This is a genomic window from Roseateles sp. P4_D2 (assembly GCF_056401875.1).
The window spans coordinates 149,950-167,184 of sequence record NZ_JBFUIM010000011.1 but is presented as its reverse complement, the minus strand read 5'-3'; the positions used below and the strand labels follow the sequence as shown (position 1 = coordinate 167,184).

The following is a 17,235-nucleotide window of genomic DNA, read 5'->3' as shown; positions in this document are numbered from 1 at the left end:
CTCAGGCCGATACCTGGGTCAGCGCGCGCACGCAGGGCGCTGGCCAGGTGAATGGGTGGCAAAAATCCGGCATCGCCGCAATCTCGTCGCCGCCATAGCGCGACGATCCCTGGGAAAACCCCAGGCACAGGGTCGCTGGCAGCGTGACGAAAGGCATGGCGCAGTTTAGGCGGGACCTGCACCAAAAAGGAAAAGGGCCATCCCGTAGATGGATGGCCCTGGTCGGCCGCGCCAGCGGGCGCCGGCAGCGGGAATCTGTTCAAACCCCGCAGTCAAATCGCCGGCGTATGCCGGGCAATTGGCCTGCAGGAATTGCCGGTCAGACGGAGAAATCGGTCAGCTTGGCACCGCCTGCAACGGCAGCCTTGAGCCATTTGGGCTGCAGGCCCCGGCCACTCCAGGTTTCACCGGTGGCCTGGTTGCGATACTTGGCGGCCACCTTGGACACCTTGGCCGGCTTGGGCGTGCGCGTGCTGAGGTCGGCCACCGTCAGGCCATATTCGCTCATCAGGGATTTCACCTTGGCCACCGCTTCGCTGCGTTCGCGGTCCTTGGTTTGGCTGATCTGTTGATCAAGTGCCTCGCGCTGGGCCAGGAGTTCTTTCAGAGTGGACATGCTGCTATTCCTCTTGCGATTTGAGCGGGGAGACTCGCGACATTGACCGCCGCGGCCCCGGAGCCTTGGGGCCGATTGACCGCGAGTATCTCCGTAGGCGAATTAAATCCCGACGGGCAGCATAAATGCAAGAGTTTTCGTTGGTCGGTTGCGACGAGTTTCTTGCTGGTTCGGGCTATTTGCCGATTTGGCGGGGCCGGCCGGCGTTCTGCTGCGACGGCAGCCTTGCAAAACTGAAAGAGAAAAGGCCGGCGACTTGCGTCCCGGCCCTGCACATATGCGGTGATTTGCGCTTATTCGTTGGCCGGCGGCACGTAGCCGGCCACTTGTTCCGCACCGGTACCAAAGAAATTGTTGGTGGCTGCATCACCTGCGCTGCGCGCAGATGAGCATCCCCCACAGTTTTTCACCTGAGCTGCGCTCAGGCCGATGGCGGTACATAGCCCGCCACCGCTTCGGCACCTGTGCCGAAGAAAAACTGTTCAGCCTGGCGCATCAGGTATTGGCGGGCACGCTGGTCGGCGAGGTTGAGGCGGTTTTCATTGACTAGCATGGTCTGATGCTTCATCCAGGCCGCCCAAGCTTCCTTGCTGACGCTTTCCCACACCTTCTTGCCGAGTTCGGTATGAGCCGGGTAGGGCGGGAAGTCCAGCCCTTCGGCTTCCTTCTTCAGATAGGCACATTGAACGGTGCGGGGCATGGCGGACTCCTACAAACACGAGAAATGAGAAACGGCCGGCACTTTAGCGCGGCGGCCGTTTGGGCGAACCCGGCGGGGCTTAGTTGAATCGTTTGACCAGCACCAGCGAGCGCCGGTCCCAGTTGTATTTGCGCTTGCGCTCTTCGGGCAGCCATTCCGGGTCCACCTGCTGGAAACCGCGCTTGATGAACCAATGCATGGTGCGCGTCGTCAGCACGAAGATGCTGTCCAGGCCCTGGGCCTTGGCGCGCTGCTCGATTCTTTTCAACAGGCGGTCGCCGTCGCCCTGACCTTGTACTTCGGCGGAGACGGTCAGTGCGGCCATCTCGGCGGTGCGCGCCTCGACATAGGGGTAAAGGGCGGCGCAGCCGAAGATGACGCCGTCGTGCTCGATGACGGTGTAGAGCTCGGCGTCGCGCTCGATCTCGGTCCGGCTGCGCTTGACGAGGGTGCCGTCGCGCTCGAAGGGTTCGATGAGCTGGATGATGCCGGCCACGTCGTCGGCGCTGGCCTCGCGCAGGCTTTCCAGCTTCTCGTCGACGACCATGGTGCCGATGCCGTCGTGGGTGTAGACCTCCTGCAGCAGCGCGCCGTCCACCGCGAACGGGATGATGTGCGAGCGCTCGACGCCGGCGCGGCAGGCCTCGGCGCAATGGCGCAGGTAGAACGCGACGTCGGTCGGCTGGGGCGCCGGGCCGGCCTTGGCCAGCATGCGGTCGGCGTCGGCCACGGCCAGCTCGGTATCGATGGGGCTGTCCGGGTCGTCCGGGTTCTCGGGCACGCCGTCGACCTCGCAGACGAACAGCAGCTTGTCGGCCTGCAGCGCGATGGCTGTGGACGTGGCCACGTCCTCCATCGACAGATTGAAAGCCTCACCCGTGGGTGAGAAGCCGAAGGGGGACAGCAGCACGATGGCGCCAATGTCCATGGCGCGCTGGATGGCTGCGGCGTCGACCTTGCGCACCAGGCCTGAATGCTGGAAGTCCACGCCGTCGACGATGCCGACCGGCCGGGCGGTCAGGAAATTGCCGGAGACGACGCGCACCGTCGCATTGGCCATCGGCGTGTTGGGCAAGCCCTGGCTGAAGGCCGCCTCGATCTCGAAACGCAGCTGGCCGGCGGCCTCCTGGGCGCAATCCAGGGCCACGGCGTCGGTGATGCGGCGGCCATGGCTGAAGCGGGGCGTCTGGCCCTTGGCAGCGAGTTGCTCGTTGACCTGGGGCCGAAAGCCGTGCACCAGGACGATCTTGATGCCCATGGCATGCAGGATGGCCAGGTCCTGCACGAAGGCATTGAGCTTGCCTGCCGCGATCAGCTCGCCCGGCATGCCGACGACGAAGGTCTCGCCGCGGTAGGCATGGATATACGGCGCCACGGCGCGGAACCAGGGCACGAAGGTGTGGGGAAAGACAAGACCGGTCATGGGCCGAATTGTCGCCCGTGACGCGGGTCACTTGACGCTGTCATGTTCGGCTCCGACGATGGCCGCCCCACCACCCGGAGACCGCGATGAAGGACTATCAAGACGTCTACATGACCCCCGGCGCCTTCAGCTGGAATGAGTTGGGCACGCCCAACCCCAAGGCCGCCTGCGAGTACTACGGCAGCCTGTTTGGCTGGACCTTTGACACGATGAACATGGGCCAGGGCGATTACCACGTCATCAAGGTCGGTGACGTCGCTGTCGGTGGCGTCATGACGCCGCCGGCACCCGGCCCGGCCATGTGGGGTGCCTATGTCACGGTCGAGTCCTGCGACGCGACCGTCGAGAAGGCCAAAAGCCTCGGCGGTACGGTCTGCGCCGGCCCCTTCGACATTCCGACGATCGGCCGCATGGCCGTGTTGCAAGACCCGCAGGGCGCCGTGATCCAGGTCATCAGCTACTTCCCGCGCAGCGAATAAAGCGCTTGCGGGACAATCCCGCCGCAATGACAGCTCCGAATCCCGAGAGCCGGCCCGTGAAGCCGGCTCTCTCCATTTCATTCCCTGAATCCCTGCCGGTCTCCGCGCGGCGCGATGAGATCGCCGCGGCGATGGCCGAGCACCAGGTCGTCATCGTCTGTGGCGAGACCGGCTCCGGCAAGACCACCCAGCTGCCCAAGATCGCGCTGGCGATGGGGCGTGGGCGCATCAACGGCGGCGGCCTGATCGGCCACACCCAGCCGCGGCGCATTGCCGCCAGCAGCGTGGCCAAGCGCATCGCCGAGGAGCTGAAGACGCCGCTGGGCGACGTGGTGGGCTACAAGGTCCGCTTCCAGGATCGCCTCACCAAGACCGCATCGGTCAAGCTGATGACGGACGGCATCCTGCTGGCCGAGACGCAGAGCGACCCGCTGCTGCGCGCCTACGACACCCTCATCATCGACGAGGCCCACGAGCGCAGCCTCAACATCGACTTCCTGCTCGGCTATCTGCGTGAGCTATTGCCGCGCCGGCCCGACCTGAAGATCGTCGTCACGTCGGCCACCATTGACGCGGACCGGTTTGCGCGGCATTTCGAGTCGAGCAAAGGTCCCGCGCCGGTGCTGACGGTGTCGGGGCGACTATTCCCGGTCGAGCAGCGCTACCGGCCCTTCGAGGAAAGCCGCGAGTACGACCTGAACAACGCGATCACCGACGCGGTGGACGAACTGTGGCGCGAGGGCGGCGGCGACGTGCTGGTCTTCCTGCCCGGCGAGCGCGAGATCCGCGAGGCGGCCGAGGCGCTGCGCAAGCACCACCCGCCGGGGGTGGAGGTGCTGCCGCTGTTCGCGCGGCTGTCGCAGGCCGAGCAGGACAAGGTCTTCGAGCCGCATGGCCAGCGCCGCATCGTGCTGGCCACCAATGTGGCCGAAACCTCGCTCACAGTGCCGGGCATCCGCTACGTCATCGACCCTGGCCTGGCGCGGGTGAAGCGCTACAGCTACCGCAACAAGGTCGAGCAGTTGCTGATCGAGCCGGTCAGTCAGGCGGCTTCGAATCAGCGCGCGGGCCGCTGCGGCCGCGTGTCCAACGGCATCTGCATTCGCCTGTACGGCGAGAAGGAATTCAACGAGCGGCCCAAGTTCACCGACCCCGAGATCCTGCGCAGCAGCCTGGCCGGCGTCATTCTGCGCATGAAGGCGCTGCACCTGGGCGAGGTCGAGCGCTTCCCCTTCCTGGAGCCGCCGCGCCCTAAGGCGATTGCCGACGGCTATCAGCTGCTGGCGGAGCTAGGCGCCACCGACGACAACAACGAGCTGACACCGCTGGGCAAGGAACTGTCGCGCCTGCCGCTGGACCCGCGCGTGGGCCGCATGATCCTGGAGGCCAAGAACCGCGAGGCGCTGTCCGAGGTGCTGGTCATCGCGTCGGCGCTCAGCGGCCAGGACGTGCGCGACCGGCCGATGGAAGCCGCCCAGGCCGCGGACGAAAAGCACAAGAAGTTCGACGACGAAAAGAGCGAGTTCAGTGGCTATCTGAAGTTGTGGAAGTGGCTGGAGGAATCGAAGGGTGGCGGCACCGAGCACAAGCTCAGCAACCGCCGCCATGAGCAGCTGCTGCGCGAGAACTTCATCTCGCCGCGCCGCGTGCGCGAGTGGCGCGACGTCTACTCGCAGCTCCACACCGTCATTGCCGAGCACGGCTGGCGGCTGAACCAGAGCCCCGCCACCTACGAGCAGCTGCACCTGTCCATGCTGGCCGGGCTGCTCGGCAACATCGGCCAGAAAAGCGACGACGAGGACTGGTATCTCGGCGCGCGCGGCATCAAGTTCTACCGCCACCCTGGCGCCCACCTGAGCAAGAAGCCGGGCCGCTGGATCGTGGCCGCCGAGCTGGTCGACACCTCGCGCCTGTACGGCCGCGGCATCGCCAACATCGAGCCACAGTGGCTGCCGCCCATCGCCGGCCATCTGATCAAGACCCAGCTGCTGGAGCCGCACTGGGAGAAGAAGGCTGCCGAGGTCGTGGCGCTCGAGCGCGCGACGCTCTACGGCATCGTGCTGTACAGCAACAAGCGCGTGAACTTCGGCCGCGTGGACCCGAAGGCGGCGCGCGAGATCTTCATCCGCGAGGGCCTGGTCAATGACGACCTGCCGGATGACCTCGTGCGGCAGCTGCCCTTCCTGGCCCACAACCGACGCCAGATTGCCAAGGTCGAGGCGCTGGAGCACAAGTCGCGCCGCCAGGACGTGCTGGTCGACGACGAGCTGATCTACGCCTTCTACGACGACAAGCTGCCGGCGAACGTGTTCTCCGGCGCGACGCTGCTGAAGTGGTGGCGCGAGGCCAGCAAGAGCGACGACAAGCTGCTGCAGCTCAGCCAGGACGAGCTGATGCGCCACGAGGCGGCGGGCGTCACGAGCGAGGCCTTCCCCAAGGTCATCCGCCTGGGCGGCGTGGACTGCGCGGCGACCTATCTGCACCAGCCCGGCGACGCCCGCGACGGCCTGACGGTGACCGTGCCCATCTTTGCGCTCAACCAGGTCAGCGAGGAACGCGCCGAATGGCTGGTGCCGGGCATGCTGGCGCAAAAGGTGACGGCGCTGCTGAAGAGCCTGCACCAGAAACCGCGGGCGCGGCTGACGCCGCTGCCGGATTTCGTCGCCGAGTTCATCGAGCTGCAGCCGTTCTGCCAGGGTGGACTGGTGGACACGCTGCTCAGGGCCGTGAAGGACCGCAGCCAGATCGCCGTGCAGCGCAACGACTTCAAGCTCGAGCAACTGGCGCCCCACCTGTTCATGAACTTTCGCGTCGTCGACGAGCATGGCCGCCAGCTCGGTCAGGGCCGCCAACTGGCGGCGCTAAAGGCGGAGCTGGGCGGGCAGGCGAGGTCGGCCTTCCAGGCGCTGGCGGCATTGAAGCTACCCGCCGCGGAACCTGCTCCGAAGCCGCAACCCGAACGCGGCATCCGCGCCGAGATCGTCAAGCCCGCGGCACCCGTGCGCGATGCCGCTCAGGCCTATACGGACTGGACCTTTGGCGAACTCCCCGAGCTGCTCGAAGTCCAGAAACCGGGTTCTGGCGGCCAGACGCTGATCGGCTTCCCGGCGCTGATCGACAAGGGTGCGCATGTGGAGATCGAGGTCTTCGACGAGCCCGAGGTCGCCGCCGCCAGGCACCGCGCCGGCCTGCGCCGGCTGATCGCACTGCAGCTCAAGGAACCTTTGAAGTTCCTGGAAAAGAACATTCCCGACCTGCAACGCATGTCCGTGCTCTATATGGGCCTGGGTACGGCCGAGGACCTGCGTGACCAGATCATCGGCGTGGCCCTGGACCGCGCCTTCCTGGCCGACCCTCTGCCGACCGATCCGATCAGCTTCAAGAAGCGCATTGAAGAAGGCCGCAGCCGCCTGAATCTCATTGCGCAGGAAGTGGCCCGCGCTGCGCATGCCGTGCTGCAGGAGCTGGCCAATGCGAGTCGCAAACTGAAAGACTCTCGGCCAGCCAAGGATGTCGGCGATGACATCACTGCGCAGTTGCAGCGCCTGGTGCCCAAGCGCTTTGCGCTGGACACGCCCTGGGCCCAGCTGCAGCACCTGCCGCGCTACCTGAAGGCCATCACCGCGCGCTTGGACAAGCTGCGCGCCGACCCGGACCGCGACGCCAAACTGATGAGCGAGGTCAAGCCGCTGGAGCAGCGCTACACGCGCCGCATGGCAGAGCTGAAGGGTGTTCGCGACGCGAGGCTCGACGACTTCCGCTGGCAACTGGAGGAACTGCGGGTGAGCCTGTTCGCGCAGGAACTGCGCACGCCGCAACCCGTCAGCGTGAAGAGGCTGGACAAGGTTTGGTCTCAGCTGACGGGCTGAGATCGAACCTTGCGGCGCAGACTCACTTGCCGCAGGCAAGTTATGTCGCAGCCACAAAGTCTGGAGTCAGCTCACAGCCTGAAGTCGAATCGCGGCGACGGCCTACGCATCAGGCGCAATGCCGGTGTAAAACGGACACGATCCGGGCCAAGATGTGAGCTGATGCACGCAAGACCTGGACTGCCAGGGAATTCCGTCGCATTTCGACGCTTGCCTGCAAGCTGGACCCTCCTGGCCTGGAGTCCAATGCAGGGAAACCATCTGTTACAGCCCACCCACGTCTGCCGTGCCTGATTCCAGTTCCAGCCCCGCCGCCCCACCGCCGAAGAGCTTTGGCCGCTTTGAGCTGCGCGCGTTGCTGTCCAAGAGCGCCCGCAGCCTGATCTGGGGCGTCTTCGACCCCCGCCATGGCCAGGAGCTGATGCTCTGCATGCCGCGTGACAAGCCCAACAGCGCGGCCGCGCTGGAGCATTGGCTGCGCATGGCCCAAGGTGCCGAGCGGGTGCAGCACCCCAACCTGGCACGTCCGTTCGAGATCGGCCAGATCGAGAACTGGCCTTATGTGGCCTACGACCGCGCCCTGGGCGAGACGCTGGACGAGCGCCTGGCGCGCCAGAACGCGCCCCTGCCCATCGACGCGGCCGGCTGGATTGCCCAGTTGCTCGAAGGCCTGGCCTTCGCCCATGAGGCCGGCCACGCCCACCGCGACATCCAGACCGCCAGCCTCGTCATCGACGCCGGCGACAAGGTGCGCCTCATTGGCCTGGAAGTCGCGCAGGAGGTCTTCCCGGCCACGGTGGATTTCAACGCCGTGACGCGCCGTGCGGTGCGCGAGTCGGCCGAGGAGGACGTGCTCTGTGTCGGTCTGCTGCTCAACCGCATCCTCAGCGGCAAGCCCGTGCTGGAGGAGAACGACCTGCAGCACGTCGTGCAGCAGATGCAGCCCCTCGGGCGTGAAATGGTGCGCCTGGGCTGGGAGACGCCTCACCCCATCGCCGACCCGCTGCGCGCCATCTGCAACCGGGCGACCGAGCGCCAGCTGCGCCAGCGCTACCACCTGGCGCGCAGCTTCTGGCGTGCACTGGACGGCTGGCGCACCTCGGCCGCGCACGACAGCGGCGGCCCCGTCGCATTGCTGATGGACAAGCTGCAGCGCATCGGCCACCTGCCGACGACGATGACCGGCTTGCACCGCTTCACGGGCGGTTCAGGCCTGGAGTCTCAGCATGCCAGTGCGCTGTCCGAATTCGTGCTGAAGGACATGGCCCTGAGCCTGGAGCTGGTGCGCCGCGTGAACAACGCGCTCAGGCAGAGCGGCCACCACGGCGAAACGGTGCTGAACATGCAGCGCGCCATCCAGATGCTGGGCCTGGACGGCGTGCAGCTCGCGGCCAACGCGCTCAAGCCCTGGCCGGGGCCGCTGGCGCCGATGGCTGCCGAGATGCTGCGCCAGCTGATGGCTCGCGTCACCAAGGCTGCCCAGGTCGCGCAGGCGCTGCGCCCGGCGGGCTATGACGGCGAGGTCGTGCACCTGATCACGGTCATGCAGAACCTGGGCCGCCTGCTGCTGCAATACCACTTCCCGGATGACGCCCAGCAGATCCGCCAGCTGATGGTGCCGCCCGAGCCCACCGAAGAGCAGCCCAACCCGCCCGCGATGAGCGAGCAAGCGGCGGCCTACGCCGTGCTGGGCTGCGACCTGGACGCCATGGGTGCCGCGGTGGCGCGGCACTGGGGCCTGGGTGACGAGTTGCTGCAGATGATCCGCCGCCAGCCGCTGGACGGCGCCGTGCATCCGGCGCGCAGCGATGCCGATGCCATCCGCCTGACCTGCAGCTTTGCCAACGAACTGATCGACGCCCTCGGCCTGCCCGAGGCGCGCCGCCGCCCGGCGCTGGAAGCCGCGACGCGGCGCTATGCCAAGGCGCTGGGTGTCGGCCTGCGCGAGGTCATGGAAGCCTTGAACCCGGGCGCGCACAAGCCGCCTGCGGCCGCGCCGGCCGACGATGGCGCGCCGTCGTCCTCGCTGCGCGAACGTCTGTCCGCCCGCGGCGGCTCCTGAGCTGGATTCATGGCCGACGACGACCTGCCCCCCCAACTCGGTCGCTTCCGTCTGCTGCAGCGCCTGGGCGAGGGAGCGCAGGCGACGGTCTGGCTGGCCCACGACCCGTTGCTGGACCGCGAGGTCGCCGTCAAGCTGCTGAAGGCCCAGTTTGCCGATTCCAGCGAGCCCGGCACCCTCGACGAGTGGCTGCACGAGGCCCGCGCCGTCAGCCGGCTGACCCACCCGAACATCGTGCCGGTCTTCGAGGCCGACGCCCAGGGTGGGCGTTCCTATCTCGTCTTCGAATACGTGTCCGGCGGCACGCTCAGCCAGCGCCTGCGCGCCGGCCCCCGCCCGACGGCGGCCGAGGCCGTCACCCTCATGCTGGGCATCCTGGACGGCCTCACCGCAGCGCACGCCGCCGGCCTCGTGCACCGCGACCTCAAGCCCAGCAACATCCTGCTCGACGCTCGCGGGCGGCCGCGCGTGATGGACTTCGGCATCGCGGCGCGGGTTTCGACCGACACCAACGCACCGTCACGCATCGTCGGCACGCCGGGCTATATCTCGCCCGAGGCCGCGCGCGGCGCGCCGCCGCATCCGCAGATGGACGTGTTCGCTGCGGCCGTCATGCTGGCCGAGATGCTGAGCGGCCAGCGCCTCAACCACGACCCCGATCCCTGGCGCACCATCCAGCGCGTGCAGACCACCGACCTCATGCTGCCCTCGGGCCTGGACAGCAGCGTGGACGACGCCTTGCGCGCCATCGTGCAGCGCGGCCTGGCGCGTGAGCCATCGGCACGCTGGCCGAGTGCGGCCCTGCTGCGCGACGCACTGGCCGCCTGGCTGCGCCCTGTCGCCGAGCCCGACGCCGAGGCCCAGGACGCGCCGGTGCTGGACTTTCTGCTGCGCCGCATGCGCCACAAGAGCGATTTCCCGGCGCTGTCCGACGCCATTCAACGCATCCAGCGCCTGACGCAGTCCGAGAACGAAAGCCTGGCCAGCCTGTCCAACGAGATCCTGAAGGACGTGGCGCTGACGCAAAAGCTGCTGCGCCTGGTCAACACGGCCCAGTACCGGCACGCCGGTGGTGGCGGCATCAGCACGGTGTCGCGCGCGGTGGCCCTGATCGGCTTTGCCGGCATCCGCAACCTGGCGCTGAGCCTGGTGCTGCTGGAGCGCATGGAGAACAAGGGCCACGCCAAGCGGCTGCGCGAGGACTATCTGCGCTCGCTGATGGCGGCGTCGCTGGCGCGTGAGCTCTGTCCCAACCCGCGCGAGGCCGAGGAGGCTTTTCTCGGCGCGATGTTCCATCACCTCGGCCGCTCGCTGACCGAGTTCTATTTCCCCGAGGAGGCCGATGCCGTGCGCCGGCTCGTCAGCCCGACTGAAGACGGCCAGCCCGCCATCAGCGAGGCTGCCGCGTCGGCCCAGGTGCTGGGCATGAGCTACGAGGCCCTGGGCCTGGGCGTGGCCAGGCAATGGGGCCTGCCCGACAGCCTGCAGCGCGCCATGCGCCGACCGGTCGGCGAGGCGCCGCAGCGCCTGCTGGAAGACGGCACCGAGCGCCAGCGCTGGCTGGCCCGGGCCAGCAACGACATGGCCGACCTGATCCTGAACACGCCGCCCGAGCAGGCGCACGCCAAGCTGCGTGCCATGGCCCAGCGCCACTCGCGTGCGCTGGGGCTTAGCGCCGAGACCTTCGAGAAGGCTGCCGACACCGCGCGCCAGCATCTCGCGCAGATGACCGAGGCGCTGGAGCTGCACCTGCCCAAGGATTCGCGTGCGCAGCGCCTGCTGGCGCCGCTGACACCGTCAGCGCATGACTCGCTGACCGCGCACGAACTCGCGCCCACCCAGGTGCTGGAGCGCACCCAGGACCAGCGTGCAGTCTCACCCGCCGATCAGGCCACGCAGCTGCTGGCCGCCGGCGTGCAGGACATCACCGACGCTATGGTCGAGCAGTTCCAGCTCAATGCCGTGCTGCGCATGATCCTGGAGACCATCTACCGGGCGCTGGGCTTCCGACGTGTCCTGTTCTGCCTGCGCGATGCGCGCGGCCAGGCCCTCACCGGGCGGCTCGGCGTGGGTGCCGATGTGGAGCGCCTTGCGCCGCTGCTGCGCATCGACCTGACGGCCCAGCCGCTGGACCTGTTCGCCGCCGTCTGCCTGAAGGGCGCCGACACGCTGATCCAGGATGCGCGTGCCGCCAACATCGCCCCGCGGCTGCCGAGCTGGTTCCGTGGCGAATTGCAGGCGCAGAGCTTCCTGCTGCTGCCGCTCATGCTGAAGGGTTCGCCCCTGGGGCTCATCTACGCCGACCACGCTCTGGCCGGCGCCGTGCAACTGGGCGAGAAGGAACTCTCCTTGCTGCGCACCCTGCGCAACCAGGCCGTGATGGCCTTCCGCCAAGCCACTGGCTGAGGCGCGTGCGGCCCTAACGCCGCTGTAGGGCAAATCCCACACCGCTTGAGGCCCCACGCTGACCGGTGCCGCACCGGCCCTCCGACTGGGGCCAGGCCCTCCGTCGCGAATACTCGTTAGGCATCCTGAGAGAACCCGAACCGGCGGGTGGCGATGCTCGAACGCCGGGTATGTCAAACAACAGGAGTTCGTATGAATCACCATTCGATGAATGGCCGAGGGGTCGTGTTGGCGGTGCTTGCCGCTGCCGCACTGGCCGCATGTGCCACGACGGGCGACGCCCCGAAGGAGCAGATGGCGGTGGCCAATTCCGCTGTCGACCAGGCCAGCGGCAATGCCGCAGAAGCACCCGCGGAGCTGTCCACGGCCCGCGACAAGTTGGCCCGTGCCAACGTCGCCATGGCCCGCAAGGACTATGTGGCGGCCCGCCATCTGGCCGATGAAGCCGCGGCCGATGCGGCCCTGGCCCAGGCGACCGCCCGCACCGCCCGCTCCAGCCGCGCGCTGGCAGAGGTGCGCGAAAGCATCCAGCAGTTGCGGGCGCAGCTGAACCGTTCCTGATTCATTGAAAGGATTGCCATGACTTCCCCTACCCGATTTGTTTCGACACTGACCGCCCTGGCCGCTGCAACCGCCCTGTTCGCGGGCTGTGCCAGCGCCCCCACCGTCACGCCCGCCCTGCAACAGGCACGCTCCAATGTGCGCAGCGCCGAGGCTGACCCGGCCGTGCTGAAGTACGCCTCGCTGGACGCCAAGAAGGCCGCTGATTCGCTGCGCCGAGCCGAAGAGCTGAGTGCCAAGCGCGAGTCGCCCGCTGACATCGACTCCGCGGCCTATGTCGCATCGACCCAGGCGCGCACGGCGATGGCCATCGGCCGCGCTGCCACGGAAGAAGAGGCCATCAAGTCCGCCGAGGCCGACCGCGAACGCGCCCGCGCCGACGCCAATGCCAACCGCGCCAACGTTGCCCAGAACCAGGCCGCCAACGCTCAGATCGCAGCCGCCAATGCCAATGCCGACGCCAACGCCGCTCGCCAGCAGGCGGCCGCCGCCAACGTGGACGCCGCCCAGGCCCAGGCCCAGGCTGCCGCACTCGCGCAGGAACTGGCCGATCTGCAGGCCCGCCAGACCGACCGCGGCATGCTGGTCACGCTGGGCGACGTGCTGTTCGAGTTCGGCCGCGCCGAGATCAAGCCCGCCGCGCAGACGTCCATCGCCAAGCTGGCCCACTACCTGACCCAGCATCCCGACCGCCGCGTGCTGATCGAGGGCTTCACCGACAGCGTCGGCAGCGACTCGGCCAACCTGACGCTGTCGCAGCGCCGCTCGCAGGCCGTGGCCGAAGCGCTGCGCGCCCAGGGTGTCGACCCGACCCGTGTCGCGACCCGCGGCTATGGCGAGGCCTACCCGGTGGCCAGCAACTCAAGCACGTCCGACCGCGCAATGAACCGCCGCGTCGAGGTTTACATCTCTAACGATAACCAGCCGGTCCGCGCGCGTGGCTGATCGCCACATTGCGCCACATCGCTGTCATCACGCATCACAGGAGATTGAGATGACCCAGTACCACAGCTCACGATGTCGCCTGGCCACCGCCTGGCTGGCCGCCGGCCTCATGGCCATTGGCGGCATCGCCCAGGCAGCGCCCCGGGCCAAGAACGTCGACCCTCAGCGCCTGCAGTACGAGCGCGAACGGGCCAACTGCATGACCGGCCAGACCAACCAGCCGCGTGACGTCTGCCTGCGCGAGGCCGGCGCGGCCTATGCCCAGGCGCGCCAGGGCAAGCTGATCTCGCCAGGCGACCGTCCTGAGCAGTGGGCGGCGAATGCGCTCAAACGCTGCCAGGCTCAGCCCACCATGGAAGATCGCGAGATGTGCGAACGCCGCGTGCGCGAAGGCCAGGTTGTGGGCAGCGTGGAGGCCGGCGGCCAGATGACGACGCTGACCGTGCGGACCGTCGAAACCCCAAAAAATCCGGGTTGATCGCCGGGTTGATCGGAACGCAATGAAGACTGGGGGAGGGTGACGAGCCTTACCCCCGGCACTGGTTGCAACGCTTAGGGCTGCTTGGTTCCCCACCTGACCCGGTTGGGCGCGCTTCCATGCGGGGAGGCCCGTCGAGCGAGATTCTAACCGGGGAGAAATTGTCGGTTGATCGAAAGGTCCATCGCGAGGGTCAGCAGAGCCAGTGCGGTGAGATAGCCCAACAGATGCAGGCGCGCCTGGCTCATGGCCCAGTGGCCGCAGATCATGTAGCCCACGAGCGCGATGAGCTTCGCGCCCAGCCACCAGTCGCGGATGGGGTGGTAGCCGATGGAACCCCACAGGCTCAGGCCCGTGACGACGAGGCAGGCATTCACGCCGAAGACGAGCACCAGCAGGCGGGCGTCCTTGGCGAAACCCTGCAGCTGTGGGCTGCCGAACTGGACCAGCAGGCCGCGCACGAAGAACAGGCTCACGCTGCACCAGGCCAGCAGCACATGCCACTGAATCATCTGCGTGTAATACCAACTCATGGAGCCCCTCGCCCGGTCTCGCCGCGCTGAACGCGGGCGACCCCGGTCGGTCCCCCGAGGGGACGGCGATGCTTGCGGCATCGAGCCGCAAGCACATCGCCATGGCGGGCCGGCTCGGGAGCGGCCCAGCGCTCGGCCCGTGGAGCGTCACGCCACATATCAGCGCAGGTGTAGGTCGTCTTCGCTGAAGCGGATGTCCAGCGGCTCGATCAGCAGTTGCTTCTCGCCCGCTTCCACCGTGCCGGCCACCCAGGCCTCAATGCCGCAGTCGCGCGCCACCTGCGCAGTGCGCTCGGCGTCCTCGGCCTTGACGAAGATGGCAAAGCCCGCGCCCATGTTCAGCGTCGAATAGGCCTCGCGGTCGTCCTGGCCGGCTTGCTTCTGGATGAAGTCCAGCACCGCCGTCTTGGGCGGCACGGTATGGATGCGGTAGGTCAGCTGGCTCGGGTGGCGCAGCAGCTTGCGCCAACCGTGGCCGGTGATGTTGGCGCAGTAGTGCGGCGCGATGCCGGCCTTCCACAGCGCTTCGGTGACGGGCGAATACAGGGCCGTCGGCGCCAGCAGGGCCTCGCCGTAGCTGACGCCCGGCTCGATCTCGGTGAGGTAGCCCTGGGGCAGGCGCTCGGCCAGCTTGCGAGCCAGGCTCAGGCCGTTGGCATGGATGCCGCTGGAGGCCAGCAGCACGATGGCGTCGCCGGCACCGAGCTTGTCGCCCACCGACAGGCGTTCCTTCGGGTTGATGAGGCCGGTACAGGAGGCGGCCAGGTCGATGCGGCCGTCCTCGACGATGCCGGCCAGCGCAGGCGTCTCGCCGCCGCCCCAGGCCACTTGGCAGGTATCGCAGGCGGCCTTCCAGCCGGCCACCAGGGCCTGCGCTCGCTGGGCGTCGCCGAACCAGTCGCTGCCGCCGGCCGCCCAGTAGGCCTGCACGACCAGCGGCGTGGCGCCGACGGTGATCAGGTCGTTGACCGCCATGGCGATGGTGTCCTGGGCGATGCCGGCGAAGAAGCTCTCGCCCGTCAGCTTGGCCATCTCGTCGGCCACCAGGGTCTTGGTGCCCAGGCATTCGACGATGGACGCAAGGTAGAACGGCCCCACGTCCACGACATAGGCCGATTCGCCGCGAGAGGCCTTGACCTCGGTGAAGCCGTGGCCGGCGAGGTGGGTCGCCGTGGCGGCGGCGGCGCGCTGGGCCGTGATCTTCAGCGGGTCGATCAGGTCGTAGTTGACGCCGGCTTGGTCGTAGGTGAGGGGGGCTGCGGTACTGGTCATCCGCCAATTATCGACGGAGGGCCCCTCATAGAATGACCGTCATGAGTTATCAGGTCCTGGCCCGCAAATACCGCCCGCAGAGTTTCGAGCAGCTCGTCGGGCAGGAGCACGTCGTGCAGGCCCTCGCCAATGCACTGACGCAGGGGCGCCTGCACCACGCCTATCTGTTCACCGGCACCCGCGGCGTCGGCAAGACGACGGTGTCGCGCATCCTCGCCAAGAGCCTCAATTGCACCGGGCCGGACGGCACAGGCGGCATCACGGCCCAGCCCTGCGGCGTCTGCCATGCCTGCCGGGATATCGATTCGGGTCGCTTCGTCGACTACGTCGAGCTGGACGCGGCCTCCAACCGCGGTGTCGAAGAGATCTCGCAACTGCTCGACCAGGCCGTCTACAAGCCGGTCGTCGGGCGCTTCAAGGTCTACATGATCGACGAAGTGCACATGCTCTCGAACACTGCCTTCAACGCGATGCTGAAGACGCTGGAGGAGCCGCCCGACTACTTGAAGTTCGTGCTGGCGACGACCGATCCGCAGAAGGTGCCGGTCACCGTGCTGTCGCGCTGCCTGCAGTTCAACTTGCGGCCCATGGCGGCGGCGGACGTGCAGATGCACCTGGGCAATGTGCTGGGCGCGGAGAGCGTACCGGCCGAACCGGGCGCGCTGCGCCTGCTGTCGCGTGCGGCTCGCGGCTCGATGCGCGACGGGCTGTCGTTGACCGACCAGGCCATCGCTTTCGGCGCGGGGTCGCTCACTGAAGCCGGCGTGCGCCAGATGCTGGGCAGCGTCGACCGCGGCCATGTCGTCGCCATCGTGGATGCGCTGGCCGCGGCGAGCGGTGAGGCCGTCGTGGCCCAGGCCGATGCGCTGCGTGGCGCGGGCCTGTCGGCCGCCGGCACGCTGGAGGACCTGGCCACGCTGCTGCAGCAGATGGCCCTGGCCCAGGCCGCGCCGATGGCGCTGGACGATGCCGACACCGAAACCGCCGAGATCCGCCGCCTGGCTGCTGCCTTGCCGGCCGACGAGATCCAGCTGATGTACAGCATGGCCCTGCATGGCCGCGCCGAGCTGCATCTGGCGCCAGACGAATATGCGGGTTTGTTGATGGTGCTGCTGCGCATGCTGGCCTTCCGGCCGGCCGGCACGAGCCCCAAGCCCATCAAGGCCGCGGCCCTGGTGAGGCCGGCGGCAGTGGCCAAGGCGGTTGTCGCCGTGCCGCTGCCCAAGGTGGCGCCACCGGCGCCGGTGGCGGTGCCCAAGGTTGTCGCGCCGGTCCCGGTGGTCGCGGCGCCCGTGGTGGCCGAGCCGGCAGCCCCCAGGCTCAGCGACCGACTGCGCCCGCGCCCGGTCGAAGTCGAGGCGCAGGCCGATGACGACATGGATGGCCCGCCGCCCGACGATGCGCCGCCGCCGTGGATGGAAGCCGATGACGCGCCCGTGTCGACCGCCGCTGCCCGCGAGCCCGAGGCGCCGCGCCGCGCCGAACTGCGCGAGACACCCGAAGGCGCGCAATGGGCCGAGCGCATCGCGGCCCTCAACCTCGTCGGCATGACGGGCGAGCTGGCTCGCCAGGCTCAGGCGCTGGGCTGCAAGACCGCTGAGGGCCGTGAGGTCTGGACGCTGCGCGTCGAGCGTGAATCGCTGCGCGCGCCGGCCCTGGTTGCCAAGCTCGAGTCGGCCCTCGAGGCCAGGCTCGACATCGAGGCCGGCGTGGCCGAAGACTCCATTGCCCTGCGCACGGTCGCCCGCGCCGAGGCCCAGCAGCGCGCGGCCGAGGATCTGGCCGCCCAGCATCCGATGACGCGCACACTGCTCTCCCAATTCCCTTCAGCGCGCATCCTGCCGGGCTCCGTGCAGCCGCTGACTCTCACTCCATAGACAAGGACACGATC

14 protein-coding genes and 1 other RNA gene are annotated in these 17,235 nt (G+C 68.0%); 8 read left to right on the top strand and 7 right to left on the bottom strand.

Annotated elements, in window-relative coordinates; translation table 11 throughout:
• Position 1 precedes the first annotated feature (1 nt).
• The 4 genes from AC1DW0_RS20215 to argA all read right to left on the bottom strand — a co-directional run bounded on the left by AC1DW0_RS20215 (position 2) and on the right by argA (position 2,739).
• Positions 2-157, bottom strand: coding sequence for a hypothetical protein (locus AC1DW0_RS20215; RefSeq protein WP_457394390.1), 156 nt, complete (start codon positions 155-157; stop codon positions 2-4).
• A 162-nt stretch (positions 158-319) separates the two neighbouring features.
• Positions 320-616: an H-NS histone family protein gene (locus AC1DW0_RS20210; protein WP_056198055.1), complete on the bottom strand. Its 297-nt coding sequence runs from the start codon at positions 614-616 to the stop codon at positions 320-322.
• Positions 617-1,037: 421 nt separating this feature from the next.
• Entirely contained in the window at positions 1,038-1,316 is a 279-nt protein-coding gene (locus AC1DW0_RS20205; protein ID WP_056198054.1) for an oxidative damage protection protein, read from the bottom strand.
• Positions 1,317-1,395: 79 nt separating this feature from the next.
• Positions 1,396-2,739 carry an amino-acid N-acetyltransferase gene (argA, locus tag AC1DW0_RS20200; RefSeq protein WP_056198052.1) on the bottom strand — a complete coding sequence of 448 codons (1,344 nt, stop codon included), beginning with the start codon at positions 2,737-2,739 and terminating at the stop codon, positions 1,396-1,398.
• A gap of 86 nt (positions 2,740-2,825) precedes the next feature.
• Between argA and AC1DW0_RS20195 the strand changes: the two genes are divergently transcribed.
• The 7 genes from AC1DW0_RS20195 to AC1DW0_RS20165 all read left to right on the top strand — a co-directional run bounded on the left by AC1DW0_RS20195 (position 2,826) and on the right by AC1DW0_RS20165 (position 13,539).
• Entirely contained in the window at positions 2,826-3,218 is a 393-nt protein-coding gene (locus AC1DW0_RS20195) for a VOC family protein (RefSeq protein WP_056198050.1), read from the top strand.
• A gap of 26 nt (positions 3,219-3,244) precedes the next feature.
• Positions 3,245-7,087: an ATP-dependent RNA helicase HrpA gene (hrpA, locus tag AC1DW0_RS20190; RefSeq protein ID WP_477947603.1), complete on the top strand. Its 3,843-nt coding sequence runs from the start codon at positions 3,245-3,247 to the stop codon at positions 7,085-7,087.
• A 286-nt stretch (positions 7,088-7,373) separates the two neighbouring features.
• A complete protein-coding gene (locus AC1DW0_RS20185) occupies positions 7,374-9,149 on the top strand; it encodes an HDOD domain-containing protein (RefSeq protein WP_477947601.1) in 1,776 nt (591 codons plus the stop codon).
• A 9-nt stretch (positions 9,150-9,158) separates the two neighbouring features.
• The gene (locus AC1DW0_RS20180; RefSeq protein WP_477947600.1) at positions 9,159-11,555 is read left to right on the top strand and encodes a protein kinase domain-containing protein; all 2,397 of its coding nucleotides are present in this window, start codon (positions 9,159-9,161) and stop codon (positions 11,553-11,555) included.
• A gap of 192 nt (positions 11,556-11,747) precedes the next feature.
• Positions 11,748-12,116, top strand: a complete 369-nt coding sequence (locus tag AC1DW0_RS20175; RefSeq protein WP_457349748.1) for a DUF4398 domain-containing protein — start codon at positions 11,748-11,750, stop codon at positions 12,114-12,116.
• Positions 12,117-12,134: 18 nt separating this feature from the next.
• Entirely contained in the window at positions 12,135-13,061 is a 927-nt protein-coding gene (locus AC1DW0_RS20170) for an OmpA family protein (RefSeq protein WP_056198040.1), read from the top strand.
• Positions 13,062-13,110: 49 nt separating this feature from the next.
• A complete protein-coding gene (locus AC1DW0_RS20165; RefSeq protein WP_056198038.1) occupies positions 13,111-13,539 on the top strand; it encodes a hypothetical protein in 429 nt (142 codons plus the stop codon).
• A 38-nt stretch (positions 13,540-13,577) separates the two neighbouring features.
• Here AC1DW0_RS20165 and ffs read toward each other — a convergent pair.
• The 3 genes from ffs to AC1DW0_RS20150 form a co-directional block, all read right to left on the bottom strand.
• Positions 13,578-13,675: signal recognition particle sRNA small type (gene ffs / locus AC1DW0_RS20160), an RNA gene on the bottom strand.
• 10 nt (positions 13,676-13,685) lie between these two features.
• On the bottom strand, positions 13,686-14,072 hold the full coding sequence (locus AC1DW0_RS20155) for a SirB2 family protein (protein ID WP_477947597.1): 387 nt from the start codon (positions 14,070-14,072) through the stop codon (positions 13,686-13,688).
• Between the two features lie 159 nt (positions 14,073-14,231).
• Positions 14,232-15,344: an AIR synthase-related protein gene (locus AC1DW0_RS20150; protein WP_477947595.1), complete on the bottom strand. Its 1,113-nt coding sequence runs from the start codon at positions 15,342-15,344 to the stop codon at positions 14,232-14,234.
• A 41-nt stretch (positions 15,345-15,385) separates the two neighbouring features.
• On the opposite strand from AC1DW0_RS20150, the gene dnaX reads away from it, so the two are divergent.
• Positions 15,386-17,221 carry a DNA polymerase III subunit gamma/tau gene (dnaX, locus tag AC1DW0_RS20145; RefSeq protein ID WP_477947593.1) on the top strand — a complete coding sequence of 612 codons (1,836 nt, stop codon included), beginning with the start codon at positions 15,386-15,388 and terminating at the stop codon, positions 17,219-17,221.
• The last annotated feature ends 14 nt before the right edge of the window (positions 17,222-17,235 follow it).